The organism is Providencia sp. PROV182 (genome assembly GCF_028480325.1).
GTDB classification, from domain to species: domain Bacteria; phylum Pseudomonadota; class Gammaproteobacteria; order Enterobacterales; family Enterobacteriaceae; genus Providencia; species Providencia hangzhouensis.
Genome location: NZ_JAMPOL010000031.1, coordinates 23,804 through 50,108, shown reverse-complemented (window position 1 = coordinate 50,108; position 26,305 = coordinate 23,804). Strand labels below are relative to the sequence as shown.

Annotated in this window: 21 protein-coding genes and 1 pseudogene; 5 read left to right on the top strand and 17 right to left on the bottom strand. The window is 41.6% G+C overall.

Annotated elements, in window-relative coordinates:
• Positions 1-7 precede the first annotated feature (7 nt).
• From sucA to sdhC, 5 genes are all read right to left on the bottom strand, one after another.
• On the bottom strand, positions 8-2,821 hold the full coding sequence (gene sucA, locus PR834_RS19440) for a 2-oxoglutarate dehydrogenase E1 component (protein ID WP_004256820.1): 2,814 nt from the start codon (positions 2,819-2,821) through the stop codon (positions 8-10).
• Positions 2,822-3,319: 498 nt separating this feature from the next.
• Positions 3,320-4,036 carry a succinate dehydrogenase iron-sulfur subunit gene (locus PR834_RS19435; RefSeq protein WP_004256824.1) on the bottom strand — a complete coding sequence of 239 codons (717 nt, stop codon included), beginning with the start codon at positions 4,034-4,036 and terminating at the stop codon, positions 3,320-3,322.
• Between the two features lie 35 nt (positions 4,037-4,071).
• Positions 4,072-5,838 carry a succinate dehydrogenase flavoprotein subunit gene (gene sdhA, locus PR834_RS19430; protein WP_004256829.1) on the bottom strand — a complete coding sequence of 589 codons (1,767 nt, stop codon included), beginning with the start codon at positions 5,836-5,838 and terminating at the stop codon, positions 4,072-4,074.
• On the bottom strand, positions 5,839-6,183 hold the full coding sequence (gene sdhD, locus PR834_RS19425; protein WP_004256832.1) for a succinate dehydrogenase membrane anchor subunit: 345 nt from the start codon (positions 6,181-6,183) through the stop codon (positions 5,839-5,841).
• Positions 6,177-6,566 (bottom strand): succinate dehydrogenase cytochrome b556 subunit, encoded by a 390-nt coding sequence (gene sdhC / locus PR834_RS19420; RefSeq protein WP_004256840.1) that lies wholly within the window; start codon positions 6,564-6,566, stop codon positions 6,177-6,179. Before sdhC ends, sdhD begins: the two co-directional genes overlap by 7 nt.
• A 672-nt stretch (positions 6,567-7,238) precedes the next feature.
• On the opposite strand from sdhC, the gene PR834_RS19415 reads away from it, so the two are divergent.
• Entirely contained in the window at positions 7,239-8,525 is a 1,287-nt protein-coding gene (locus PR834_RS19415) for a citrate synthase (RefSeq protein ID WP_004256842.1), read from the top strand.
• A gap of 85 nt (positions 8,526-8,610) precedes the next feature.
• Here the strand turns inward: PR834_RS19415 and PR834_RS19410 are convergent, their stop codons facing one another.
• A complete protein-coding gene (locus PR834_RS19410) occupies positions 8,611-9,372 on the bottom strand; it encodes an AraC family transcriptional regulator (protein WP_198633546.1) in 762 nt (253 codons plus the stop codon).
• A gap of 130 nt (positions 9,373-9,502) precedes the next feature.
• Here PR834_RS19410 and PR834_RS19405 point away from each other — a divergent pair, with 130 nt between their 5' ends.
• A complete protein-coding gene (locus tag PR834_RS19405; protein ID WP_262961167.1) occupies positions 9,503-10,636 on the top strand; it encodes a multidrug effflux MFS transporter in 1,134 nt (377 codons plus the stop codon).
• A gap of 263 nt (positions 10,637-10,899) precedes the next feature.
• Here the strand turns inward: PR834_RS19405 and PR834_RS19400 are convergent.
• The 11 genes and pseudogenes from PR834_RS19400 to PR834_RS19350 form a co-directional block, all read right to left on the bottom strand.
• A pseudogene (locus PR834_RS19400) lies at positions 10,900-11,104 on the bottom strand (hypothetical protein); the annotation flags it as partial.
• A 182-nt stretch (positions 11,105-11,286) separates the two neighbouring features.
• Complete coding sequence (locus PR834_RS19395) at positions 11,287-12,498, bottom strand: TPM domain-containing protein (RefSeq protein WP_272525702.1); 1,212 nt, start codon at positions 12,496-12,498, stop codon at positions 11,287-11,289.
• Positions 12,495-13,091 carry a LemA family protein gene (locus PR834_RS19390; RefSeq protein WP_262961165.1) on the bottom strand — a complete coding sequence of 199 codons (597 nt, stop codon included), beginning with the start codon at positions 13,089-13,091 and terminating at the stop codon, positions 12,495-12,497. Before PR834_RS19390 ends, PR834_RS19395 begins: the two co-directional genes overlap by 4 nt.
• Before the next feature lie 117 nt (positions 13,092-13,208).
• The gene (locus tag PR834_RS19385) at positions 13,209-13,478 is read right to left on the bottom strand and encodes a type VI secretion system PAAR protein (protein WP_112307263.1); all 270 of its coding nucleotides are present in this window, start codon (positions 13,476-13,478) and stop codon (positions 13,209-13,211) included.
• Positions 13,479-13,489: 11 nt separating this feature from the next.
• Positions 13,490-14,335 carry a hypothetical protein gene (locus PR834_RS19380; RefSeq protein ID WP_232062945.1) on the bottom strand — a complete coding sequence of 282 codons (846 nt, stop codon included), beginning with the start codon at positions 14,333-14,335 and terminating at the stop codon, positions 13,490-13,492.
• 70 nt (positions 14,336-14,405) lie between these two features.
• The gene (locus tag PR834_RS19375; protein WP_164560949.1) at positions 14,406-16,292 is read right to left on the bottom strand and encodes a hypothetical protein; all 1,887 of its coding nucleotides are present in this window, start codon (positions 16,290-16,292) and stop codon (positions 14,406-14,408) included.
• A gap of 11 nt (positions 16,293-16,303) precedes the next feature.
• Entirely contained in the window at positions 16,304-17,251 is a 948-nt protein-coding gene (locus tag PR834_RS19370) for a DUF4123 domain-containing protein (protein WP_272536871.1), read from the bottom strand.
• Positions 17,244-19,352 carry a type VI secretion system Vgr family protein gene (locus PR834_RS19365; RefSeq protein WP_272536870.1) on the bottom strand — a complete coding sequence of 703 codons (2,109 nt, stop codon included), beginning with the start codon at positions 19,350-19,352 and terminating at the stop codon, positions 17,244-17,246. Before PR834_RS19365 ends, PR834_RS19370 begins: the two co-directional genes overlap by 8 nt.
• A 69-nt stretch (positions 19,353-19,421) precedes the next feature.
• Positions 19,422-19,940 (bottom strand): Hcp family type VI secretion system effector, encoded by a 519-nt coding sequence (locus PR834_RS19360; RefSeq protein ID WP_004246976.1) that lies wholly within the window; start codon positions 19,938-19,940, stop codon positions 19,422-19,424.
• A gap of 854 nt (positions 19,941-20,794) precedes the next feature.
• Entirely contained in the window at positions 20,795-21,538 is a 744-nt protein-coding gene (locus tag PR834_RS19355; protein ID WP_262961181.1) for a type 2 GTP cyclohydrolase I, read from the bottom strand.
• 234 nt (positions 21,539-21,772) lie between these two features.
• Positions 21,773-21,979, bottom strand: a complete 207-nt coding sequence (locus tag PR834_RS19350) for a YbfA family protein (protein WP_036957942.1) — start codon at positions 21,977-21,979, stop codon at positions 21,773-21,775.
• A gap of 452 nt (positions 21,980-22,431) precedes the next feature.
• On the opposite strand from PR834_RS19350, the gene kdpF reads away from it, so the two are divergent.
• Genes kdpF through kdpB form a run of 3 tightly spaced genes read left to right on the top strand, consistent with a single transcriptional unit; the run spans position 22,432 to position 26,304 of the window.
• Positions 22,432-22,521, top strand: a complete 90-nt coding sequence (kdpF, locus tag PR834_RS20465; protein ID WP_071585860.1) for a K(+)-transporting ATPase subunit F — start codon at positions 22,432-22,434, stop codon at positions 22,519-22,521.
• 1 nt (position 22,522) lies between these two features.
• Positions 22,523-24,226 carry a potassium-transporting ATPase subunit KdpA gene (kdpA, locus tag PR834_RS19345; protein ID WP_272536869.1) on the top strand — a complete coding sequence of 568 codons (1,704 nt, stop codon included), beginning with the start codon at positions 22,523-22,525 and terminating at the stop codon, positions 24,224-24,226.
• 14 nt (positions 24,227-24,240) lie between these two features.
• Positions 24,241-26,304 (top strand): potassium-transporting ATPase subunit KdpB, encoded by a 2,064-nt coding sequence (kdpB, locus tag PR834_RS19340; protein ID WP_164560946.1) that lies wholly within the window; start codon positions 24,241-24,243, stop codon positions 26,302-26,304.
• Position 26,305: the final 1 nt, after the last annotated feature.

Here is a 26,305-nt window from a genome sequence, read left to right as displayed (position 1 = left end):
CCTTTAATTATTCAATGTTCAAAGCGTCATTAACCAGGGCTTTTTGTTGTTCCTGGTGTACGGACGTATAGCCAACTGCTGGAGATGAAGAAGCAGCTCGACCTGCATAACGTAAAGTTGCCCCAGCTGGGATAGCTTCACGGAAATTATGTTGACTGCAATACCAAGCACCTTGGTTTAATGGCTCTTCTTGACACCATACAAAGTCTTTTACATCAGTAAATTGCGCCAACGCTTTTTGTATATCTTCGTGTGGGAACGGATATAGCTGTTCGATACGCACGATAGCAACGTCTGTTTGTTCATTTTTACGACGCTGTTCTAACAGATCGTAATAGACTTTCCCTGAACACAGAACGACGCGTTTCACATTTTTCGGATTGATTTCATCGATTTCACCGATAACTGGCTCAAATGTACCATTAGCCAATTCTTCCATGCTAGAAACCGCTAACGGGTGACGCAGCAGAGATTTTGGTGACATCACAATCAGAGGACGGCGCATGCCACGTAAGGCTTGGCGACGTAACATGTGATAAACCTGAGCTGGTGTTGATGGCACACACACTTGCATGTTTTGGTCAGCACACAGTTGCAGGTAACGTTCTAAACGTGCAGATGAGTGCTCTGGCCCCTGACCTTCATAACCATGAGGCAGTAGCATTACCAGACCACACATACGACCCCATTTTTGCTCACCAGAGCTAATGAATTGGTCGATAACCACTTGCGCACAGTTAGCGAAGTCACCGAATTGTGCTTCCCAAATAGTCAATGCGCGTGGTTCTGTCGTTGCATAACCATATTCGAATGCTAATACGGCGTTTTCAGTCAGAACAGAGTCCCAAACATTAAAAACACCTTGCCCGTTATGGATATTCTGCAGTGGGACGTAAACTGAACCATTCGTTTGATTGTGAATAACTGCATGGCGATGGAAGAATGTACCACGGCCCGCATCTTCACCCGATAAACGTACAGGAACACCTTCATCAACCAATGTTGCGTACGCTAAAGTTTCAGCGGCGCCCCAGTCGAGAAGTTTTTCACCTTTTGCCATTTCGGCACGGTCTGCATAGATTTTCTCAACACGAGATTGCGCAACCACGCCTTCTGGAATAGTACTGACTTTAGTTGCCAGTTCAGTTAGGCGTTTAATATCAACGGTTGATTTGTATGATGCATCCCATTCATGGTTTAAATATGGAGCCCATGTGTATGAGTTCAGACCCATTTCACGGTATTCTTCAACCACACAGTTACCCGCATCTAACGCATCACGATACAGATTAACCATTTCAGTGACATCATTAGCACTTAACACATTTTCTGCAATTAAACGGTCTGCATAAATTTTACGTGGTGTTGGGTGCTGTTTGATTTTTTGATACATCACTGGCTGAGTTGCACTTGGCTCATCCGCTTCGTTATGCCCATGACGGCGATAGCATACTAAATCAATCATAACATCGCGTTTGAACGTGTTACGGAAATCCAGTGCCAAACGTGTTACAAATGCCACTGCTTCAGGGTCATCTGCATTCACGTGGAAAATTGGCGCCTGCACCATTTTAACGATGTCAGTACAGTATTCGGTTGAACGTGTATCTTTTGGATTTGAAGTAGTGAAACCAATTTGGTTATTAATTACGATACGTACAGTACCGCCAACTTCATAACCACGTGCTTGAGACATATTTAATGTTTCTTGCACAACGCCTTGGCCAGTTACTGCTGAGTCACCATGAATGGTAATTGGCAGAACCATATTGCTGCGGCCTTCATCCAGACGGTCACGACGAGCACGTACTGAACCAATAACCACAGGGCTAACAATCTCAAGGTGAGATGGGTTAAATGCTAATGCTAAGTGAACACGAGAACCTGCGGTTTCAAAATCAGAGGAGAAACCTTGGTGATACTTAACATCACCCGCACTAGAGTGATCTTTATGTTTGCCCGCGAACTCATCAAATAATTCGCCAGGTTTTTTACCTAAGATATTAACTAGAACGTTTAAACGACCACGGTGAGCCATACCCAAAACAACTTCACGGGTATCTTGCTTGCCTGCGTGGTGGATTAAATCTTTCAGCATTGGGATTAGTGAATCACCACCTTCCAATGAGAAACGCTTGGCACCTGGGAATTTAGCCCCAATGTAACGCTCAAGCCCTTCAGCTGCCGTTAATTCTGCTAAGAAGCGTTTTTTCTCTTCTACTGAGAAAATTTTAGATACGTCTACAGATTCAAGACGCTGCTGAATCCAACGTTTTTCTTCTGTATTTGTGATATGCATATATTCAGCACCGATAGAACCGCAATAAATACGTTTCAGGTGCTCATATAGCTCACTCAGCTTCATGGTTTCTTTGCCAATAGCAAATGAACCCACATTGAAGGTTTCGTTGAAGTCTTCTTTCGTCAGGTTGTGGAATGCGGGGTCTAAATCTGGAACAGATTCACGTTTCCAAAGACCTAACGGGTCAAGATTCGCATTTTGGTGCCCGCGGAAGCGGAACGCATTGATTAATTGCAAAACTTTGACTTGTTTTGCGTCGATAGCTGGATCGCTAACAGAGGTGTGATAACGTGTAGAGTCTTTTGCTAAGCGACGGAAGTAATCGCGCGCTTGGGAGTGGAATTGTTCACCGCTAGTACCTAATGCCGCACCAGGTAGTTGATCAAAAATTGCTTTCCACTCGGCATCGACAGAGTTAGGGTCAGTCAGATAATCTTCATAGAGCTGTTCTATATAAGTCTGGTTCGCGCCTGCCAGAAAGCTTGAATCCAGCCAGTCCTTCATTACGCCGTTCTGCATTGTGATCCCTTAAGCTTTTAAAGCTTTAGTTTTCGCCGTGGTTAACTAATCGCCGCATTTAAGCGACCTCGATAAAGGTTCTCTTGGACGTGCTTTATGCATGTTCTCTCTTTGGGAGGCCCTTTATCAGTAAGGGTTTCCCTTTTAAGGAACCTTTAAAAACTGGCTGCGGTTTTTAAAGGCCCCTATGCTTGGGCTGTCGTCTTCATCTTTTTTTGCAGTTGGCTATTTTTTCTACTTTTTGCTGTTACTTTCTTTGCTTTCACTTTTTTACGCTTTTGTAATGACAACGTTTTAATAAGTACTACTTTTTATGGGTGACAATGTTACTTTCTGACGCTCTTTGTTGGTATTTCGTTTTCGCGCTTTTGTGAGCTTCCGCGCATTTAAATCATGTCATTGTTTTTACTTTACGCGTTTCTTTTAACTTATGTTTTTATTTTGTGCTATTTCATTTTAACCCACAGCACCTGAGCACTGCGGGTTAAATATGCATCATTAAGCACTATGTTTTAGTAACATAGATTTAATATGACCGATAGCTTTCGTTGGATTTAGTCCTTTAGGGCATACATTGACACAATTCATGATGCTATGACAGCGGAAGACACTAAAAGCGTCGTTCAGATCATCTAATCGCGAATCGGTTTCTGTATCACGGCTATCAATTAAGAAGCGATACGCCGCCAGCAAGCCTGCAGGCCCGATAAACTTGTCCGGATTCCACCAGAAAGATGGGCAAGAAGTCGAACAACATGCACACAAAATACACTCATATAAACCATCGAGTTTTTCACGTTGTGCAGGAGTTTGTAAATTCTCACGCGCCGGTGGGTTCTTATTATCATTAATAAGATATGGACGAATTTTTTCATATTGGGTATAGAATTGTGTCATATCGATAATCAGGTCACGTACAACAGGCAGACCTGGTAATGGACGAATGACAATTTTCTTCCCACCACGGATTAACGCGGATAATGGCGTAATACATGCCAACCCGTTTTTACCGTTCATGTTCAGACCATCAGAACCACATACCCCTTCACGACAAGAACGACGGAAGGATAATGTTGGGTCTTGCTCTTTAATTTGGATTAACGCATCCAGCAACATCATGTCACGCCCTTCAGGAACTTCTAGCGTGTAATCTTGCATACGTGGTGCGTTGTCCACATCAGGATTGTAGCGATAAATCGAAAATTGTAATTTCATAGTTTATTTCTCCGCAACTGGATTAACACCACGCATTAGTAGGTACGAATTTTCGGTGGGAAGGCTTCACGCAGTTTTGGCTGCATGTTGACTTCACGACGCGTCATCGTTTCAGATTGCGGTAAATATAATGAGTGACATAACCAATTCGCATCATCTCGCTCTGGGTAGTCAAAGCGGCTATGCGCACCACGGCTTTCTGTACGGAAGTTTGCAGCTTGTGCCGTTGCATAAGCCGTTTCCATCAGGTTATCCAGTTCTAAACATTCGATACGCTGAGTATTAAACTCAGTCGAGGTATCATCAAGACGTGCATTTTGCAGGCGCTCACGAATCACTTTCAGCTCTTCTAAACCTTTCGCCATGGCATCACCTTCACGGAATACCGAGAAGTTATGCTGCATACAGGTTTGCAGTGCTTTACGGATTTCAGTTGGGTCTTCACCAGTACGTGCACCTTCCCAACGGTTAAAACGAGTCATCGCTGCATCGATATCAGATTCAGACGCATCACGCATTGAACCTTGTTCCATGATGGACTCTTTCAAATGCAGACCCGCTGAACGACCAAATACCACTAAGTCGAGGAGTGAGTTACCGCCTAATCGGTTAGCGCCGTGTACTGATACACAGGCAATTTCGCCGACTGCAAACAAGCCAGGAATGACTTCATCTTCACCTTTTTCGTTATAACGAATGGCTTGGCCTGTAACTTTAGTCGGAATACCGCCCATCATGTAGTGGCAAGTAGGAATTACTGGGATTGGCTCTTTGATTGGGTCAACGTGAGCAAAGGTACGAGATAACTCAAGAATACCCGGTAAACGAGATTCCAGAACTTCTTTTCCTAAGTGATCCAATTTCAGTTTAGCATGTGGACCCCATGGGCCATCGCAACCACGACCTTCACGAATTTCAATCATGATAGAACGCGCAACAACGTCACGCCCCGCAAGGTCTTTCGCATTCGGCGCATAACGTTCCATGAAACGCTCACCGTCTTTGTTCAGCAAGTAACCACCTTCACCACGGCAGCCTTCAGTAACGAGAACACCCGCACCTGCGATACCCGTTGGGTGGAATTGCCACATTTCCATATCTTGTAGTGGAACACCTGCACGAGCAGCCATCCCCACACCATCACCTGTATTGATGTGTGCGTTAGTGGTTGATTGGTAAATACGCCCTGCACCACCGGTTGCTAAAATAGTTGCTTTCGCTTTGAAATAAACTAATTCGCCTGTTTCCATACAAATTGCAGTACAACCTACAATATCGCCATCTTGGTTTTTAACTAAATCAAGGGCATACCATTCTGAAAAAATGGTTGTGTGGTTTTTTAAGTTCTGCTGATACAAGGTATGTAACAGTGCGTGGCCAGTACGGTCAGCCGCAGCCGCAGTACGTGCAGCTTGCTCACCACCGAAGTTTTTAGACTGACCACCAAATGGACGTTGATAAATACTTCCGTCATCAAGGCGAGAGAATGGCAACCCCATATGCTCTAATTCAAGGATAGCCTCTGGCCCTGTTTTACACATGTATTCAATAGCGTCTTGGTCACCGATGTAGTCGGAACCTTTCACGGTATCGTACATGTGCCATTCCCAGTTATCAGGGTGAGTATTACCTAACGCAACAGTAATACCGCCTTGCGCTGAAACAGTATGAGAACGGGTTGGAAAGACTTTTGACAGCAGAGCACATGACAGGCCCAACTGTGAAATTTGCAGTGCAGCACGCATACCTGCGCCACCAGCACCGATAACGATAGCGTCAAACTCTCTGATTGGCAGATTCATTTATGCACCCCACACAACAATTGTTCCGTAAATTAAATAAGCCAACAGACCTACAACGATAGCCAGTTGCAACACTAAACGAATTGCTAAAGGCTTAACGTAGTCAGTCAGCACTTGCCACATGCCAATCCACGCATGGACAAGAATCGAGAACAACGTGAGGATAGTGAATACTTTCGTCACAGAAGAGGCGAAAAAACCACGCCAGACGTCATAGGTAATGTCATTAATAGCAACAAAACCAACAATGTAGAGTACATAGAGCGCGATGACAATCGCAGAACCACGGATTAATAGCCAGTCCTGGATACCAGTACGGCCTAAAGCTGAAGCATTACTTACCATACTAAAACCCCCGCCAGAATTGCTAAAATCACGGTAATGACAAATGTAATTTTTGCAGATGAGTTACCAGCAGCAAGCGTTTCATCAACACAACCGAAATCCATTAGCATATGACGAATACCACCACAGATGTGGTAAGCCAAAGCCGTCAAGATGCCCCAAAGAATGAACTTAGCAAAAAAGCCAGTCATTATTTCAGACGCGTATTGAAAACCTTCTGGAGAGGAGAGAGATGTCCCTAACAACCAAAGCAGAATACCAACTGCGATGAGAGTAATGACGCCAGAGACACGGTGCAAGATCGAAGATATTGCAGTGATCGGGAAGTGAATCGTCTGCAAATCAAGGTTGACAGGTCTTTGTTTTTTCACAATTTTGCCCACACAGCTCTTTATTATTTTCCATCCTCCGGACCTGGGGTGGAAATCAGACAGCGACAGGGGGTACAAAATGCAACTTAACACAAACTCTAATCCATCATGTTTAAATAAAGTTGCATACTGATCACGCTGGGAACTCCTACTACAGGGTAATCCGGAGACCTGCCGCTAGTATAAAGTCTTCACAATGCCATTACAATTCCCACACAAAATGTTTGGAGACATTTAGCCCGAACAGTGAGAAGGATCACGATTTAAACATTTTGTATAAATGTGCTTATGTTATTTGACAATGATTCAACATTTATCTTACATATAGGACTGGCAGAATTATCTTAACGGTGCTGTTGACACTTCATCGTAAAAGAAAAAAACGTGAATGTTGCAATGTTAAGTACTCTTCAATTTGAACTATGATGGGTATTAATAACAAAAGTTATGAAAGTTGTTCCTCTTACCACAAATAATGATATTGTAGGGAAAACAACAAAAAGAACATAACATCTACACACTCATAAACAACCTAACTACATTGTCATCGGTCTCAGATTTCAGGTTTTATGTGATAGCTAGCTGATTTCCAAAGCATACCGGTAGAACAATGCACGAAGACGCAGTATAACGCTGGGCTTCTGGGTTGTTGGGTGTCGATTATCAAGCGCTAAGGAGACCGTAATGGCTGATAACAAAGCTAAGCTAACGACTGGTAGTAAGGGTGATATTGACCTAGATATTTTAAGCCCAACGATTGGTCAAGACGTTATCGATGTCCGAACTTTAGGTTCTAAAGGGTTCTTTACCTACGACCCTGGTTTTACTTCTACTGCATCCTGTGAATCAAAAATCACCTATATCGATGGTGAGCAAGGCATTCTGTTACACCGTGGTTTCCCTATCGATCAACTCGCTACTGAAGCCTCTTATCTCGAAGTTTGTTATATCCTGCTATACGGTGAAGCACCGACTCAAGAACAATATGACGTATTTAAAAATACGGTGACTCGCCACACCATGATCCATGAGCAAATTACTCGCATGCTTAATGGTTTCCGCCGTGACTCACACCCAATGGCTGTATTATGTGGTGTTACAGGCGCACTAGCGGCTTTCTATCACGATGCATTAGACGTGAATAACCCACGCCACCGTGAAATTACGGCTTATCGTCTGCTATCAAAAATGCCAACAGTTGCAGCGATGTGTTACAAATATTCAATTGGCCAACCTTTTGTTTATCCACGTAATGATCTGTCATACGCGGGTAATTTCTTGCACATGATGTTCTCTACACCATGTGAAGAATACACAGTTAATCCTGTTTTAGAACGCGCAATGGATCGTATTTTGATTCTGCACGCTGACCATGAACAAAACGCCTCAACATCGACAGTTCGTACTGCGGGTTCATCTGGCGCAAACCCATTTGCTTGTATCGCAGCGGGTATCGCTTCACTGTGGGGGCCTGCTCACGGTGGAGCTAACGAAGCTTGCTTACGTATGTTGGAAGAAATCCAAACTGTTGAGCACATCCCTGCATTTATCGAGCGCGCTAAAGACAAAAATGACTCTTTCCGCTTAATGGGCTTCGGTCACCGTGTTTATAAAAACCATGACCCACGTGCAACCGTAATGCGTGAAACTTGCCATGAAGTTCTAAATGAACTTGGCTTGAATGACAGCTTGCTGGAAGTCGCTATGGAGCTGGAACGTATCGCATTAAACGACCCGTATTTTATTGAGAAAAAACTGTACCCGAACGTTGACTTCTATTCGGGTATCATCTTGAAAGCAATGGGTATTCCATCTTCAATGTTTACTGTTATTTTTGCTATTGCACGTACCATTGGCTGGATTGCACATTGGAATGAAATGCACGATGACGGCCTGAAAATTGCACGTCCTCGCCAGCTATATACTGGCTATGACAAACGTGAATTCAACTCTGAATTATCAAAAAAATAATATTTAATTAAATCTGAACCCCTACATATGCTAAGGCCTCGAATTTTCGGGGCTTTTTCATGTTTGTTTACCAAAGTCATTTAGCTTACTGCTGTTGATATTCCCTTGGGGTCATTCCACTCATTTTACGGAAAAAACTAATAAACGCGCTATCACTTGTTAAGCCAAGTTCTTGAGTAATATAATGATATGGCTTTTCTTGTGCGAGTAATTCAATGGCTTTAATATAACGCCATTGTTGGCGCCATGCTTGATAACTCATTCCTGTTTCCTTAAAAAAAATCCGTGTAATCGTCTTCTCACTCGCACCGATAGTTTGCGCTAATTGGTTTAAATTCGGTGGTAGTTGTTCAATATCAACCCCTTTAAAGCGCCTATCTTGCGGTAGTGCTAACAGTGTTGGTTCTAAAGCAGCACTCTGTAATTCATCGATAAATACCGGTAATAAGTTGGCCAAACGCCCCTGCTGCCAATCACTATCAAACGGAGCAATAGCAATACGTTCTAGTACTTCCCTTAATAATGGGGAAATATTTAAAATAACCACATCGTTCCCGATTTTTTTGGCATATTCTTCTGATAAATAAACCGAACGATACCCCACTGATGCCCTCATTTGCGCCCGATGAAGAACAAATGGAGGGATCCAAGCCATTCTACCAGGGGGGAGCAAAGACAGGCGATTTTCCAGTGAAATTCGTATACACCCTTGTTGTGTAAACAAAAGCTGTCCCATTTCATGTCTATGAAAACCTGAGTCATGCTGCCCCATTTTTGCTGCAATTCCCAATACTGGGGCGTGGTACCAGTGAGTTTGAAATTCATCTGTTTGATTTAACCAAGCCATAATGTCTCTTTTTTGATATTTATAGTCTTTGTTATTGTAATAAGACAATAAAAATAACACTAAACTGCCTGCTATTAAATAGTTGTATCCGATTAGCCCCTTTATTTTTAGTAGATTGGCAGGAAAAAGTATGAAACATCCTCTCTCATTATGGCTTGCTGTTGCCTTAATGATGTTTCCTCAAATTGTGGAAACCATATACAGCCCCGCTCTCACTGATATCGCCAGTGCTTTCTCAGTAAATGCGGAACAAGCTTCACAAACACTGTCGCTTTATTTCTTTGCTTTTGCATTAGGCGTGGTGTTTTGGGGGCGTATGTGTGACACCTTAGGGCGCCGCCCGACTATTTTGGCGGGTTTATTGATTTATGGTATTGCCTCTGTTGGCGCGTTATTTGTCACACATTTTTATTTATTATTATTAATGAGAATGTTGTCAGCATTTGGCGCTGCCGTAGGTTCAATTGGCACACAAACTGCCATGCGCGATAGCTACCAAGGCCATGAATTAGCGAAAGTTTTTTCTATTATGGGAGTTGCTTTAGCAATTAGCCCCGCTTTGGGGATGTTATCTGGTGCTGGGTTAGTCAATTTTGGCGGCTATCGTACCGTTTTTATCGGCTTAGCGATTTTAGCAGCGGTGCTTTTTCTCTGGTCCGCCTGTCGTTTACCTGAGACCAGGCCTGAAAACGTGATACAAATCTCATTCATTGAGACATTTTTACGCATGATTGCGGATAAAGAAATTATTAGAAATGTGATCTTAATAGCATTTTTCAACATTAATTTATTTAGCTATTATCAGCTGGCACCTTTCAGTTTTGAACAATTAATGCTCACTCAACAACAGTTTGGATTAACAGGGATATTATTAGCGCTTGGGGTCGGTTTAGGTTCGATATCAAATCGCTATTTATTGGCTAAAAAACACACATCTGAACAACTTGTTAAGCTATCGAGTATCATTTCTTTAGTTAGTGGCTGCTTAGTTTTTGCTCTAATGGATTCTATTTGGTTTGTTTTACCGGTTATTGGTGTCGTTATTGGTTACGGGATTGCGATTCCGAACATACTTGCCCATGCATTAAACCGTTATAGCGACCGAAAAGGCACTGCCGGGGCAATTTTAGGTTTATTTTACTACATCGGACTCGCCATCGGTCTAATGGTCGCTGGTTGGAGCCAACACTTAGGTTTAGTACTAACTATTTCGGGTTTGGTGTTGGTTTTTGCGTCACTAAGGTGGAGTAGCCAAGTACACTAAATAGATTTAGAGAAGCCCTTTTAGGTAGCTGTACAGCTAAAATAATGCCTGCTTGAGCCTATGGTCGACCAATAATTCAGAGACACGGATAACTTTTCTTCGGTTTCTAGAGGGATAACGTTACCGTGTCTATACATATACTTTGAAAGCGCTTTTTCTTAAAAATAAACGACATTCCCAAGATGAGCAAACCAAACTACGATAAGCCCTGTAAATTCTAATATACATAGAAACAAACTATGCAACTAATTACTTCAAACATACACTAGTAGCATGATAAATAAAGGTATTGTATTAGTGAGTTGGCTATTACGCTGTGGTGAGTTATCACACAACGCTGTTTATTGACCGTATCTAAAAATACCAGTTTTGAGGCTACAATGGAGCATCGTAGTGATGACTTTCCGCAATTAATGGCGTGGTTTCTAATTGCTTGGAATGCTTTGTTACGGTGTATAAACTCGTCATTCGGTGCCTTCCTCATCAATGGAGGTATTCAAAATTTACTGAAATGCATGACAAGATTATTGGTACTTTTACTGAAAGAGAACATTATATTTAACCAAATCAACATATTTAATACACGACCAGCTAGGTGAGATTCACCGGACGCTTACTTATAAACCTAAATCAAGACTTTAGTAGAGACTTTACCAATGCCCCGAAGCACCGCCACCACCGCTAGAACCGCCTCCCCCACCGCTTGATGAACTTGATGAGCTAGATGAGCTAGATGAACTTGATGAGCTTGATGAGCTTGATGAGCTTGATGAGCTTGATGAGCTTGATGAACTGAAATCGTGACTGGAAGTAAAATTAGAAGCATGTTTATGGGATGTGTTTACTGAATATGAAGGTTGATAAAAAGGTGAACCAAATCGACTGAACTCACAAATCGCTTTCCATTCTTTTCTCTGCTGTCGATAAATAGGAAATAAGATATTGATGCCAATAAACAACACGGTTAATGAAATAAGGTTAAAGAATAATGATAACACCACCATCAGTAATAAGATAAAAGGGTTAACAATACCATTAAGAATTATTTGTGTATAAAAAATGACAACGACTGAACAAAACACTACAGGGAAATACAGCGAAAATGATGTTGGAAAATAGAATGAGTAATTCAGATAATTTTTTAACCGTTTTAGCTGATTTGCACCTATCTTATATCCTCGCTTTTCTGAATTTTTCTTTTTTTTACCTGACTGCGCTATCACTTGATTAATTTTTCTTTTCAATTTTTTCGTTGAAAATACAAGCTGAAAACAATAAATTAGCCCTAATATTATCACATAAATTAAAATAAAATGTGTTTGTAATATTTTAAGAGGAATAAGATCTGTCAAAGAATTCGTTGAGCTTATTGGTCTATCATTAGCTACATGAATGGCATTTATAATCCCTTGCTCAATACCCGTATAATAGTTTTCTGCTCTAAAATACGGCAACATATTTTTTCGAATAATTCTCCCAGCAAGAACATCGGTAAATGTCCCCTCATAGCCGTACCCGACTTCAAAGCGAACACTGCGGTCATTTATTGCCACAACAAGCAGTAATCCATTATCAAGCCCCTTTTTACCTATCCCCCATTGATTAAAAACACGATTTGCGAAAGTTTCGATATTTTCACTCCCAGTAGTCGGAACAATATAAACAACAAATTGCGAACCATCATTCCGATTATTTTCAAAATTAATCAATAAATTATTTAGCGTTTTGAATTGCTGCGCCGTTAATAAATTTGCACGATCAATGACCCTATCTATTTTTAATGGGGGTGTATTATTCACTGATGCGCTCGCAATAGCACTAAATAAAAGCAAGGAGAATAAAAATAAAATATTACGTATCATGAGTTAAAATCCACCGTTGGTGTTCTTTTGACTTCATGCCCATTCTCAACGTTAAAATTAATTTTTTTATCATACCCCATAGATTCCGCAATTAAGTTATAGGGGAATTGCCTAATTTGAGTATTATAATGGCGTACCGCCTCTATATACCGCCCTCTCGCAACTGAAATACGATTTTCAGCTCCCTCCAACTGTACCATCAGGTCTTGATAGAGTGAGTTTGCTTTCAATTCAGGGTAATTTTCTGAAATGACTAACAGACGTGATAGAGATTGCCCTAAATTATCTTGAGCTTTTTGATAGCTCGCAGAAATTTCAGGATCATCAAACACGCGACCATCCACATTAATTTTCCCGACAGACGCTCTCGCCTTTACAATTTCTTGTAACACATTGCTTTCATGACTTGAATATCCCTTAACTGTACTGACCAGATTAGGGATCAAATCAAATCGACGCTGATATTGGTTTAATAATTCTGACGCTGCCGCAGAGACTAACTCATCATTTTTTTGGATTGTATTGTAAGAATTAACTAACAGAGTAAAAATTACAATCATCACTAATACTAAACCTATCGCTAACTTGCGCATTAAATATCCTTATATTAACCACTTAATGTTAATATTGACTATCTGATATAACACTAATTTCTTTACTATCATCAATCCTAGCGAACTCAATTATTATCCGTCAGAACATCGTATTTTCTAACCAATTTTTACCGTTGAATTACCAATTAATACGCCACCGCAACTTACTGTATCACCTGTTCTGGCCGCAGGCTTGCCATCAATAAATACACTACTTGAACCATCAACGATAGTTCTTGAATGCCCACCGTGAGGCGCTAATGCGTCTCCTTGCCGAGCAACCGCCTTACCATCGACTTTTACTGTTGGAGAACCTGTAATCACTTGGGTTGGGCCATGTTTTCCATGGCCTGTATCAGAATCACCAATAAGAATAATGTTTGGCATAAATTAATTCCTTATCGAACAATCGTGACTTTTCCATCAATAATGGATAAATAGGGATTGTAGTGAAATGTTCGACCTTCAGGGCTAACTAATTTTATTGGTGACAGTCGGCTAAAACCAATTTCATACCGGAATATTCGTTTATCTTCATAAGTACTGAATATATAGCGACTCCAATCTATTTTAGCTGGCTTATATCCTTCATCTAGCATTTCTTTAAATTCTAGAGAGTTCCAAAATAGATCAGGGGAACTATTATCTGCATAAGCAAACTCATCCCATGATATTTTACCCATTGCTTTTAATTTGTTGAGATTTTTATCAGCAAAGGCTTGTTGTAGCTCTAAATAAAACGCTTGAACCTTAGGAATATCGGATTCCGTTACAGGCGTTGCTTTTTCCCATTGCCATTTGGGGAGCCCTTGTAAATTAAATTGGTTTTTTGCTTCTAGCATACTTCCTTCACTTTTTCTATTGGAGCCACCGAAATAAACTTGATCCATATTATGTTTATATTTATCGGAAATAATTATTTTTCCATCGTTATTTCCAGCTAATTTAATACCTGATATAAATGTGCTATTACCATTTTCGGATAACTTATTTAGTTCCACCTCACACCACATTTCCGGTGTTAGTTTTTCTTCTTCTGCTAGAACAGAATCATTATACATAATTAAACTTAATGTATTTAGTTCATTGGTTAGCATACTCGATATATTTTGGCCTGCAGAATACATCCCTTCAGTAGCATTTTCATTATCCATAATAAGCATATCATTAATTTTTATACCGCAGCCTGCATTATTAGAGGATAAATTAATCAAATAAATTTCATCCATTGTATTTTTTGCCATACTGACTCCACTAAAACCTAATACCATTATAATACTCGTTATATGCAATACGTTTTTCAACGAAAGACGCTTACCAGATCTCTGATGCCCCATAGCTTTCGTTAGATGGTGAGAAAATAGACCAACGATACTCTGATTTTTCTTTGGATAACGGTTCATGAATAATCCACTCCTTATCTAGTGGCTTGGTTGATTCTTCGACTTTGATATTCTTTTTTGAATGACCAAATTTACCAGCGTCATTATTCTCTTCTGTTTCTTTTTTTCCGATCCCTACACCATATTCAACACTCGCATAAGCCTTTATCCCCTCATGATAAAAAACAATCTCACCATTTCCATTTGGAACCCAAGCCGCTTTTACAACTGCGGTTACTTTCGCTTCCGCTTTAAAAAAGCCTGAGATACCATAATAACGAAAGCCTCCGCGGATGTTCGTTACACAGCTCATTGTGAACGATAAGTGGACATCACTACTTTTTTCATCAAATTTTGTAATGCCATCACTCTCTGTCTTATATTTTACGCCGCAGTTTAAAGACAGGTTAAAGGTTAAATCAAGCTGGACACCAATAAATGCCCCATCTTCCCCTCTATTGACCTTCCCTTCACTCTGTGTCCCCCTTTCTCGAATAACGGTGACAATAGTGTTGATACCAAAATAAGCAGCGAAAGCCTGTATCATGTCAAATGTGAATTTGAAACCAAAAAACGGGTCGCCACGTAAATACACATCATATTTAGGCATGACTTGATTATTTTTTGTTAATGCAATTTCTCGGCTACCACTGACTTTGATTGTCGGATAAATAAGCTCAAATTTTGCCAATTCATATTCTTGTTGTTTGTACTTACTTGGGCTTTTATCTGGAGCGGTCGATAATAATCGATTAAAACTATCGACGCCTTTATTTACTTTTTCAAGCAAAGAAAGCTCTTTTTTCTTTTTTAATTGTGAGTATTCATGTTTCAGTTCAGCACTCCATTTTTTACTGTCCATTCCCAATATTTTTGAAATCGAGCCTTCAAATTTAATACTTGAGGTTGTCAGTTCTGTACCTGATTTTGTCCAGCCACTGTGAGGTTTTGAGCCGTTATGGCCCAACGCTTGGTTCTTTTGTGCAGTTAATTTTTTTCTCGCAACATCATTTTGACCTGTTGTTTTTTCATTGAACGCAATCGTTAAATCAATTTTGGTTTTTTGCTGTAAAATTAAATAGAACTTTGTATCAAAAACCGACCTCGAACCAAATTTTTGATACACGAAAGCCCCTGCATTTAACAAAATATTATTGTTGATTGAGGCATTATACATTTTGGGCTCAAACGGTTTGTGCCCACATTCTGCAATCGATAATCGATATTCTTGGGTATGCTTCAATCTACTAACGGCGTATTCATCATCCAAATCATTCCATAAATCAACGAATAAATCAGCCAACACCGTAAACGGATTCATCACCTCTGCACCAAATTGACGAAATTGTTTTGTGTAAACTAACGGAATATCTAATGCCTTAGCTGGCGTGACTTTACCCACAAACGTATTCTTGACTTCCCCAATCGGTTTTACACCTTGAGGTACTTGTGCCACTTTATTGTTATAAGATGTTGATTGCCCAAAGTCATAGGCAACATCACCATAGACATTTCCAATGGGGCACTCAGGATTATTAGAGACACATACCTTCGAACAGGTCTTTACCTTAAAAGGCACTGAGATTTCAGGTAAAAACGATTCAGGATTTTTTTCAATGTTGAAAATATTATTAAAATCAGAAAGCTCTGCCGCTAGAAAACTATTTTTACCTTTAAATTCGATAATATGAAAAAAATCTTTTTTAATCCCATTTTGGCGATAAGTTTCTTTTTGTTGACCAAATTCAATCTCGACTTCAAGTGTGCAATCATCGGGTAATTTACAATCACAAACGACCTCTGGATATTCTTTAGACACTGGCAATCTCCTTACGTACTGTACTGCCGATAAAAATCTGGAATGGTATTTATTAACATCATCGATAACTTTTCAATTTTATAAAAGTCCATTGCATCCGGTATTGATAAAATCACACGCCATTCCGAAGGAAGAGAATCCGCATCATATATTTCGTAATAAACAAGAAGATAACAAAATAGACTTATTGATTTTTCGTGATTGATATCGTGTTCATAACAAATATCTACGATCCTTTTTGCATACTCAAAGTAAAATGCCCATGTTTTTTCATGACACAAATCTGACGTAAAATATTTTAATGAACGTATTTTGGGATTACAGATAGTTTGCAAGATTAAACTTTCAATTGTTTCATATTCTTTTTGAGTCTGATATTTTTCAGTTGCTCGAACAAAAAAAAGTGCCATTTTCGCTGTTAATAACGCTATTTTTTGTTGAGATAATAATTTCATTTCTGCATCAGTAAAACGCATCAGCTTGCCCCCAAGCTTCGCATTATCCGGAAATCCGCGGCGCTCACGCTCAAAGCGGGAAGCCGTTTCCTCTCCCCATAGCAATGTCTTCAGTTTCGTGATAGGACCTAAAAACACATGCAATCGCCAATTATCAAAGGTTCCAAGCACATCCCACACATTGCGAGGGTCATAAAAACGCCAAAAGACCGGCTTTTCTTGTCCCGGTATCATCACCATCAAGTATTTGCGCAGATGCTGACGTAACTCACGCATGGTTGCGTGCGTATAAACATAAATTCCCCAAGGCGTCTCTCGCGTATTTAACCAGCGTTGCACCTCTTCGGTGACTTCCACTAAATAGGGCGCTAATGACACAATCTCCGGTTGAATCGGTTCGCTGTATAAGCAACTCGCCGGCGGTTCGTGCTCGGCGAACAAATTAAAGACATCGGGCTCGGAAGCTGCATCGATAACGGCATAGCACGTTTCAGGTTTAACCATTTTCCGCCTCCTCTTGCCCTTCCTTCATGGGACAATGCGCCACAAAGGCCGCGCCACTGCTCGCGGCGGCTTTAAGTACCGCAGGGTTAGTTGCTTGCAGGATATCCCCAGGGCTTCCCCCTGAATTTAAGTTTATCGCCGGTCCTTTAATATCCACGCCACCGCTGTGAACAACGACAAAGCTTCCGCCCACTTTTAACGTGATTTTACTGCTGCTTTGTAAGGTGATATCCCCTTGTACATTCACGCTGACCACACCTTGTATTGCCTTAACCAAATCCCCCTCAACCGAAAGGTGGTGGTCTCCCTCAACTTTGTCTTGATAGTTACCGGTTGTTTTGTGCGCTTGATTACCTTCAACCGTCACGGTCCGATTACTGGCAACAACCAGTTCATCGTTATGGCCAATACTGGTTGTCCGGTCGTAATTAATCCGTTCACCCCGTGAGTTCAGCACATTGATGGCCAAATTCTTTTGCGCATGCAGATAGATTTCTTCTTGGCCTGCTTCATCTTCAAAGCGCAACTCATTAAAGCCATCCCCTTTGTGGGTTTTGGTGCGAAACGTCGTGCGTGTTTTGTGTTTCGGTAAATCAATGGGCGGCCGATTACGGCCATTATAGGTACAGCCCGTAATAATCGGTTTATCTATATCATTGTTAAGATAGGAAATAATCACTTCCTGCCCAATTCTGGGGATGGACATAAACCCAAAACCATCGCCGTTCCAACCGTGGGCGACTCGCACCCAACAAGACGCGCTATGGTCAGGTTTGCCGCGCCTGTCCCAATGGAAATAGACCGTAACCGCCCCTTGTGAGTTGGTGTAAATTTCTTCACCCGGTGGCCCGACAACGGTAGCCAGCTCATCCCCATCCGCTGTAGGTTTATACCGATAGGGCGGTCGCCACTCTTGAGTACTGGGGATAAAGGACAGCTGGTTGCTCAATTGAGTGCCTTCACCGCCACTGTTATCGGCAAGAGGTTGCACGCCATGATGAGAGACACTCACTACCTGCCATGTCGTATTCATTCGAGGGCTAGGATGGTTAGACAAAGTAAAAATACGTCCCGGTGCTAACTCAATGCAGTTCGTCGTGGCTGACCCCACTTGACGCTGGTTTTGCGATTGCTCGTAACGAATTTGGTTTAAGGGTTTACCTTCTGCATCTTCTTGAAAGCGACCGTAACTTTCAAACATTTCATGTTGTTGGTGAACCTCCCCCGTCACTTGGTGTGCCAGCGGATACGATGGGCGTACCGAGTTATAATCTTTATCCACACGGATATCGCTGCACAACTGCTCGGCATAGCGCCATGTGGTGGCGGTGCTGTCGGTGATATCCGTTTCAGATTGCGGATTATAGGTGAGCAAAATACCCGCCTTCATACCTAAATGACGGTCACTGTAAAACAGTTGTGGACCTTCTTCGAACCAGAACGTAATCCCTTCCTCCGCCGCCAGACGGCACCAAAAGTCGTACATGGTTTCACGCTTTTGAGTGATATACTCGCGTTTCAGATGCTCTTCGGGGTGGTAAAACTGCTTGTCAAATTTAATGTGAGATTCGCTCAATAGCGTCTCAAGAATGTTCGGCACCGTCATATTTTGGAAAATTCGGCTGTCCTGCTTAAGCGTCATCACCCACATTTCAGGACGTATCACAAAGTGATACCAGGTTTTTACCCCGTCGGTGTTGCCTTGTTCTGCCCCCGCTAAAATGCCTTGTACCGTGCGAAGAATTTTTCCATCTCGCTTTACAGTCAACGAGGAGGCCACACCCAGAACCGTTTGAAAATCAATCTCGGGTAACGGGCTGACCGCCTGAATCGACAGTGAAAAGAGCTGGGAAAGCCCTTCTTGTAAATCAAACTGCGTGACTTGAAAGGTATTTTCAGGTAACCCACCAATCGTGCAGGTGAATACCAATCCCGTCCCCATTTCGCCATTCATAATACGCTCTAGCAGTTGACCATGGGCTTCTTGCAAGGCTTGGTCTTGTGCGTAGGTTCTGCCGCCGGTGTATCCGCCACCGTGAATAAGCGGGTTATTTTCGGGGCTGCCGAGTCGTCTATTTTTCTTTGGGTCAGTCCAAGACATGGGAGTTTCCTCTACGGAAGAAAAAGCTAAAAACGCAAACGAGCCTCGAAAGGCTCGCTAAATTTGAACTTACGCTTCGAGCGGCGCACGCCAGTCATCGGCACCGGATGTGCCTGCAACGGTGTGCTCCCAATCGATTTTACGGTAAGACAGTGACACTTCAATTAACTGCGTGAAATCGGCTTTCGCGGGATCTTGGCAATGTGGCATTTGGCAATCAATATTGACGATAGTCGCATCGGTTAACGTGGTGGTGAAGAAATGCTCTTGCTTGCCTTCAACTGACGTGCGGTACCATTTCAGTTCCACTTTCGGCAGCATTTCACCAGACGCTAAGGCGTTATACAGCAGTGGAACGGCTTTATTTAACGCCACGGTGAAACGGAACGGCTTGTGCGCACGTTGGCCTGAAGGCTGGCCGGATTGTGGGTCTGTCGGTACAGTCACGACGTGAGAGAATTCTTGCACCAGCATTTGGTCTTCATGACCTTGCACGTAGATGTTACCGACAGAATCCGCAGTAAATGCACCGGCAGTGATGTTACCTTGGGTTTTTCCTTCAATGGAAATATAGCATGGAGTTGGCATAGCGATATCCTTTATCCAGAATGACAAATTGGGTTAAGTCGATATAATTATCGATTAATTTCCGTCATCTCAACCAGTGCGCACGGTAAGATTTGAGTTAAGGATAATAAAAGCTTATGAATGGACTGTAAACTGGAGGGCTAGTTTGTATCTCTCTAGGATAAGTGACTTAGCGTAAACGGGTTGAAATATCGCTATATAACTCCAGAAAAACACCAAAAATGAATCATTACCGAATAATCATCGAGTAAAAAATAGACCAAACTGCGATAAGCCCAGTAAGTTCTAATGTACATAGAAATAAACTATGTTACTAAATATTTCAGCTTGCGATATTTTCATAACAACATGATTTAAAATAAATAAAATAGAGAATTTAAGCTACCCTCTACTAGCAGTGAAATTATCGGCCTAATTTTATAGTGTATTTAACTACCTACCATGAAATTGCAAGTGATTAATATCAATTTATTCACTAACCAACTGTAAGTTTTACGTTTTTCCTGTGTGACATAGGAGCGGTACAATAATTTAGCAAGAAAGCACTATATTAAAGAATAATAGTAAAAAAACAAAGGGATACTTATCTAAGCTTATGATAAGTATCCCTCATATTGATAATACGTTCAAATATCAAACTAAATCTTAGGTACATACATATTAAGTGAAGCCAACACCGCCACCGCTCGAATAAAACGAAAATTTAATTCTATAAATATATTATTAATCCATCTTCTATGCTTTTCGAATCACAGCTAGGCGGCAAGAGAGCGAAGCCCTAGGAGCATACATAAGTATGTGACTAGGGTTCGTGAATGCAGCCAACAACGCAGTGATGTAAAAGGCGACGAAAATTAAGCCGGATTATCGATATCGATAAATTCGGCATCTAATCCATGTTCATCCACCAGCCACTGAGTCAGTGCTTTGATCCCATAACGCTCTGTTGCGTGATGCCCTGCACTGTAGAAATGGATCCCCATTTCTCTTGCTATATGAATGGTTTGCTCGGAAACTTCCCCTGTTACAAAGGCATCTACGCCAAATTCCGCCGCTTGTAGGATGAAACCTTGCCCTCCTCCTGTACACCATGCAATTTGGCGAATTTCTTCTTTTGCATTATCACCACAATGAAGAACTTTACGGCCAAGGCGAGTTTCTAAGCGAGACGTTAATTCTGAAGGTGTAATGGGTTGATCAAAAAAACCAAATGGCATTAATGGGTCAATTTGGCCGTTCACCTGCACCCCCATAATATAGGCAAGCTGAGTATTATTACCTAGTTGGTGATGTGCATCTAATGGGAGGTGATAACCATACAGGTTTATATCATTCGCTAATAATGTTTTTAAGCGATTTCTCTTCATGCCTTTGATAATGGCTGGCTCATTTTTCCAAAAATAGCCATGATGAACAATGACGGCATCAGCTTTCTTTTCAACAGCAACATCCAGCAATGCTTGGCAAGCTGTCACCCCTGTGATGATTTTATGTACATGGGGCCGCCCTTCAACTTGCAATCCATTCGGTGCAAAATCTTGGAACTCACTAACTTTCAATTCGTCATTAATGATTTCTTCTAATCTTAAATTATGCATTATGTTGTCCTTTTTACTGCACAGCTAAACGGTTTATCCACCAGTTTGAACGTAATTGACTGATAATCAATAAGCATAAACGGAAACATAATTTTTTTCTGTGTTATTTAGAGCAAATCGAGGGCATTAATCGATAAAAATTCAGGTGGATAGTAAATGAAAGTAAGAAAATAAAAAAACAAAACCCCCACAATTCAACATCGTAGGGGTTATTACTCGCCATTAAGTACTAAATTAGCGGTGGCTTTCCAGCGTTGTCTCTGAACGTTCTAGCCAAACCGGTTTATCACTGGTTTTTGCCCAAACTTTATGTAAATGGCTATAAAACTTTGCTCTTTTTGGATAAAAAACCATAACCGGAAACGCAATAATGCCAGCTGTTACAGCAGCAGTGCGGCGTGCAAGTACCTGATTACGGGAATATTCGCGATATGTGGACATCGGTATCCTCCTTCAGTTGCCACTTTATTTGTCGATTCCAGCTTTGCTCTACCATTCCCCATTAACACACATTTCCCATTAACACAGTAGTAAAGAGCGACTAAAACCGAACAGATAATATGAAATATATTGACTGTAGATAGGATATCGCAAATTGTGTAATAAAACTACTCATCTGACCACTTAGTATGTAAATTTTTCTAAAAAATCTGTTCATTCCGTATTTTTATTACATTTTTTAACCAATTAATGTTTTATTTGTACATTTAAATTACAATTATTTAACAAATAAATTAATAAAACCACACGCCACTTTCTCTATTAAGCACTCTCTTCTTGCTCGATAAATAACCATTTTTATACTTTTTTTACACCCTACCCGTGATTTTTATCAGCTTCTTTACAACGAACTCTTTAGCCTTATCTCATGGAAATAATAAGGAGAAAATACTGTGTCATTACTTTCCATTATTGGGGCAGTTCTCGTTGTTTTACTGCTGGCGTATCTGATTTATGCCCTGCTTAACGCGGAGGATTTCTGATATGACTACCACTACATTGTTATTTTTAGGTAGTTTTTTACTGATCTTATTCATCTTAGCAAAACCTTTAGGTAACGGTATTGCTCGGCTAATCGACAATGATATACCTCGTCGGTTAGCAAGCAGTGAGTCCTTACTTTGGCGCCTTGCTGGAGTCAAACAACCAGGGCGTGAAATGGCTGAGATGAATTGGCGACAATATGCCTTAGCAATTGTATTATTTAATCTTTTAGGCTTTGTTTTATTATTCGTTATTTTAATCTGCCAAGGCCGTTTACCTCTTAACCCTCAACACTTTGAAGGGATGAGCTGGGATTTAGCCTTTAATACCGCGGTTAGTTTTGTTACTAATACTAACTGGCAAGCCTATAGCGGCGAAAATACATTAAGTTATTTAAGCCAAATGGCAGGGCTGACTGTACAAAACTTTCTTTCCGCAGCGACAGGCCTTGCTGTGGCCTTCGCAATTATTCGTGCTTTTTCACACCATGGCAATAAAACTGTCGGTAATGCGTGGTTAGATATTTACCGCATTACTGTGTATTTGCTCTTCCCTTTAGCGATTATTTTTGCGCTATTTTTTGTCAGCCAAGGTGTGATCCAAAATTTTTCCAATTATTTACTTATTCATCCTTTAGATAGCAGTGAACAGCTATTACCGATGGGGCCAGTTGCGTCCCAAGAAGCGATAAAATTGCTCGGCACAAATGGTGGTGGGTTCTTCGGCTCTAATTCATCGCACCCTTTTGAAAACCCAACTGCACTGAGTAATTTTGTGCAAATGTTAGCGATTTTCCTAATCCCTACTGCACTTTGCTTTGCCTTTGGTCGTGTCGTTGGTAACAACAAGCAAGGCCATACCTTACTCTGGGTTATGGGGATCATTTTTGTGGTTGCTGCCATAGTCGTAGTTAAAGCGGAATATGTGGGAAACCCATTTTTAGCCGAACTGCATGCCACTAGCTCTGCCAATATGGAAGGAAAAGAGAGTCGTTTTGGGATTGTCGGCTCCGCTTTGTTTGCCGTCGTCACCACCGCAGCCTCTTGTGGAGCTGTTAACGCCATGCATGACTCCTTTACCGCAATGGGCGGAATGGTACCAATGTGGTTAATGCAAATTGGTGAAGTGGTATTTGGCGGTGTCGGTTCCGGTTTATACGGCATGTTGCTATTTGTATTACTCGCAGTCTTCCTTGCTGGTCTCATGATTGGTCGTACACCTGAATACCTGGGTAAAAAAATTGAAGTGCGTGAAATGAAAATGGTCGCACTGGCGATTTTAGTCACCCCAACCTTAGTGCTACTTGGTACAACTATTTCATTAATGACCGAAGCTGGGCGTGCAGGGATTTTAAATCCAGGCGCGCATGGGTTTAGTGAAGTGCTATATGCCTTTTCTTCTGCCGCCAATAATAATGGTAGCGCTTTTGCAGGGCTCAGCACGAATACGCCGTTCTACAATGTGCTACTTGCAATAGCCATGTTTATTGGTCGTTTTGGTGTGATCCTTCCCGTCTTAGCGATTGCAGGCTCAATGGCCAATAAAAAACCACAAGCCCAAAGCCATGCTACTTTACCCACAACAGGCCCTTTATTCATTGGGTTACTTATTTTTACCGTGCTTCTCATTGGCGCACTCACCTTTGTGCCGGCTTTAGCATTAGGGCCAATCGCTGAACAATTACACATTGGTTTTGCAGGATAATGAGGGGAAAAAAAATGAAAAATAAACAAACTAAATTATTCAACAATCAATTAATTAAACAATCTATTATTGAATCAATCAAAAAATGCACCCCGCAAGCGCAATGGCGTAACCCAGTGATGTTTGTAGTCTTTATTGGCAGTATTATCACTACGTTACTTTGGTTAGCCATGGTAATGGGTTACACACAAGGTAGTGCTTGGTTCAGTGGTATGATCACCCTTTGGCTGTGGTTTACGGTTATTTTTGCCAACTTTGCGGAAGCGCTCGCTGAAGGGCGTAGCAAAGCACAAGCCCAAAGCTTAAAAGGCGTAAAGCAACAAAGTAGCGCAACGCGTTTAGCGTCTGCTTCGCTGGATGCCAATCAAGAAATAGTGAATTCAGATCAGTTACGTAAAGGCGATATTGTGTTGATCCGTGCCGGAGATACCATTCCTTGCGATGGGGAAGTCATCGAAGGCGGCGCCTCTGTGGATGAAAGCGCAATTACAGGGGAATCCGCTCCAGTGATCCGTGAATCTGGTGGTGATTTTTCCTCTGTAACAGGGGGAACTCGCGTACTTTCCGATTGGCTGATCGTGGAATGTACGGTCAACCCCGGTGAAACCTTCTTAGATAGAATGATTTCCATGGTGGAAGGTGCGCAACGCCGTAAAACACCCAATGAAATCGCACTCACCATTTTGTTAACTGCATTAACGATCATTTTCGTCCTTGTCTGTGCAACTTTGTACCCCTTTACCTCTTTTGCCGCAGATTATGCCGGTGCTGGCGATGCAGTTTCTATTTTAGTGTTGATTGCCCTATTAGTTTGTTTAATCCCAACCACCATTGGTGGCTTGCTTTCGTCTATCGGTGTAGCAGGAATGAGCCGCATGCTAGGAGCCAATGTTATTGCCACCAGCGGGCGTGCCGTAGAAGCTGCGGGAGACGTTGACGTTCTATTACTCGATAAAACAGGGACAATTACACTGGGAAACCGCCAAGCCTCCGAGTTTTTACCGCTAACGGGTATCACTGAACAGCAACTGGCTGATGCAGCACAATTATCTTCTTTAGCCGATGAAACACCAGAAGGCCGCAGTATTGTGATACTGGCAAAACAAAAATTCAATTTACGTGAAAGAGATATTCATGCCCTGAATGCGACTTTTGTTCCTTTTTCTGCAATGACGCGTATGAGTGGAGTCAATATTGGCGAACGGATGATCCGCAAAGGCTCTGCGGATGCGATCCGTCGTTATATAGAAGCTAACCACGGTAAATTCCCAGTAGAAGCCGATCAACTGGTCGAAAAAGTTGCTCATTTGGGAGGAACCCCACTCGTTGTCGTTGATAACCAAACTGTATTAGGGGTTGTGGCACTCAAAGATATCGTTAAAGGTGGAATGAAAGAGCGTTTTGCTCAAATGCGCAGTATGGGCATAAAGACCGTGATGATCACGGGAGATAACCATTTAACCGCCGCTGCTATTGCGGCAGAGGCTGGGGTTGATGATTTCCTTGCTGAAGCCACACCGGAAGCCAAACTGGCGTTGATCCGCCAATATCAATCTGAAGGCCGCTTAGTTGCCATGACAGGTGACGGCACCAACGATGCGCCAGCACTGGCGCAAGCGGATGTCGCAGTGGCAATGAACTCTGGCACCCAAGCGGCAAAAGAAGCCGGTAACATGGTTGATTTAGACTCTAACCCAACCAAATTAATCGAAGTCGTGCATATTGGTAAACAAATGTTGATGACTCGCGGCTCATTAACGACATTCAGTATTGCCAATGATATTGCTAAATATTTTGCCATTATCCCTGCAGCTTTTGCGGTGACATGGCCACAATTAAATGCATTAAATATTATGCAATTACATTCACCTGCGTCCGCTATCCTTTCTGCGGTCATCTTCAACGCATTGATTATTATCTTCTTGATCCCTTTAGCCATTAAAGGTGTCCATTATCGCCCAATGAGTTCCCAATCATTATTGCAACGTAATTTAGGCATTTATGGCTTAGGCGGGTTAATTGTGCCATTCGTTGGGATCAAACTGATTGATCTGCTTATTAGTTTTTTTGGAATATAAG

Coding starts and splice junctions, on each gene's coding strand:
- sucA (WP_004256820.1), bottom strand. CDS start 2,821: ATGCAGAACGGCGTAATGAAGGACTGGCTGGATTCAAGCTTTCTGGCA.
- PR834_RS19435 (WP_004256824.1), bottom strand. CDS start 4,036: ATGAAATTACAATTTTCGATTTATCGCTACAATCCTGATGTGGACAAC.
- sdhA (WP_004256829.1), bottom strand. CDS start 5,838: ATGAATCTGCCAATCAGAGAGTTTGACGCTATCGTTATCGGTGCTGGT.
- sdhD (WP_004256832.1), bottom strand. CDS start 6,183: ATGGTAAGTAATGCTTCAGCTTTAGGCCGTACTGGTATCCAGGACTGG.
- PR834_RS19415 (WP_004256842.1), top strand. CDS start 7,239: ATGGCTGATAACAAAGCTAAGCTAACGACTGGTAGTAAGGGTGATATT.
- PR834_RS19410 (WP_198633546.1), bottom strand. CDS start 9,372: ATGGCTTGGTTAAATCAAACAGATGAATTTCAAACTCACTGGTACCAC.
- PR834_RS19405 (WP_262961167.1), top strand. CDS start 9,503: ATGAAACATCCTCTCTCATTATGGCTTGCTGTTGCCTTAATGATGTTT.
- PR834_RS19395 (WP_272525702.1), bottom strand. CDS start 12,498: ATGATACGTAATATTTTATTTTTATTCTCCTTGCTTTTATTTAGTGCT.
- PR834_RS19390 (WP_262961165.1), bottom strand. CDS start 13,091: ATGCGCAAGTTAGCGATAGGTTTAGTATTAGTGATGATTGTAATTTTT.
- PR834_RS19385 (WP_112307263.1), bottom strand. CDS start 13,478: ATGCCAAACATTATTCTTATTGGTGATTCTGATACAGGCCATGGAAAA.
- PR834_RS19380 (WP_232062945.1), bottom strand. CDS start 14,335: ATGGCAAAAAATACAATGGATGAAATTTATTTGATTAATTTATCCTCT.
- PR834_RS19370 (WP_272536871.1), bottom strand. CDS start 17,251: ATGGTTAAACCTGAAACGTGCTATGCCGTTATCGATGCAGCTTCCGAG.
- PR834_RS19365 (WP_272536870.1), bottom strand. CDS start 19,352: ATGTCTTGGACTGACCCAAAGAAAAATAGACGACTCGGCAGCCCCGAA.
- PR834_RS19360 (WP_004246976.1), bottom strand. CDS start 19,940: ATGCCAACTCCATGCTATATTTCCATTGAAGGAAAAACCCAAGGTAAC.
- PR834_RS19355 (WP_262961181.1), bottom strand. CDS start 21,538: ATGCATAATTTAAGATTAGAAGAAATCATTAATGACGAATTGAAAGTT.
- PR834_RS19350 (WP_036957942.1), bottom strand. CDS start 21,979: ATGTCCACATATCGCGAATATTCCCGTAATCAGGTACTTGCACGCCGC.
- kdpA (WP_272536869.1), top strand. CDS start 22,523: ATGACTACCACTACATTGTTATTTTTAGGTAGTTTTTTACTGATCTTA.
- kdpB (WP_164560946.1), top strand. CDS start 24,241: ATGAAAAATAAACAAACTAAATTATTCAACAATCAATTAATTAAACAA.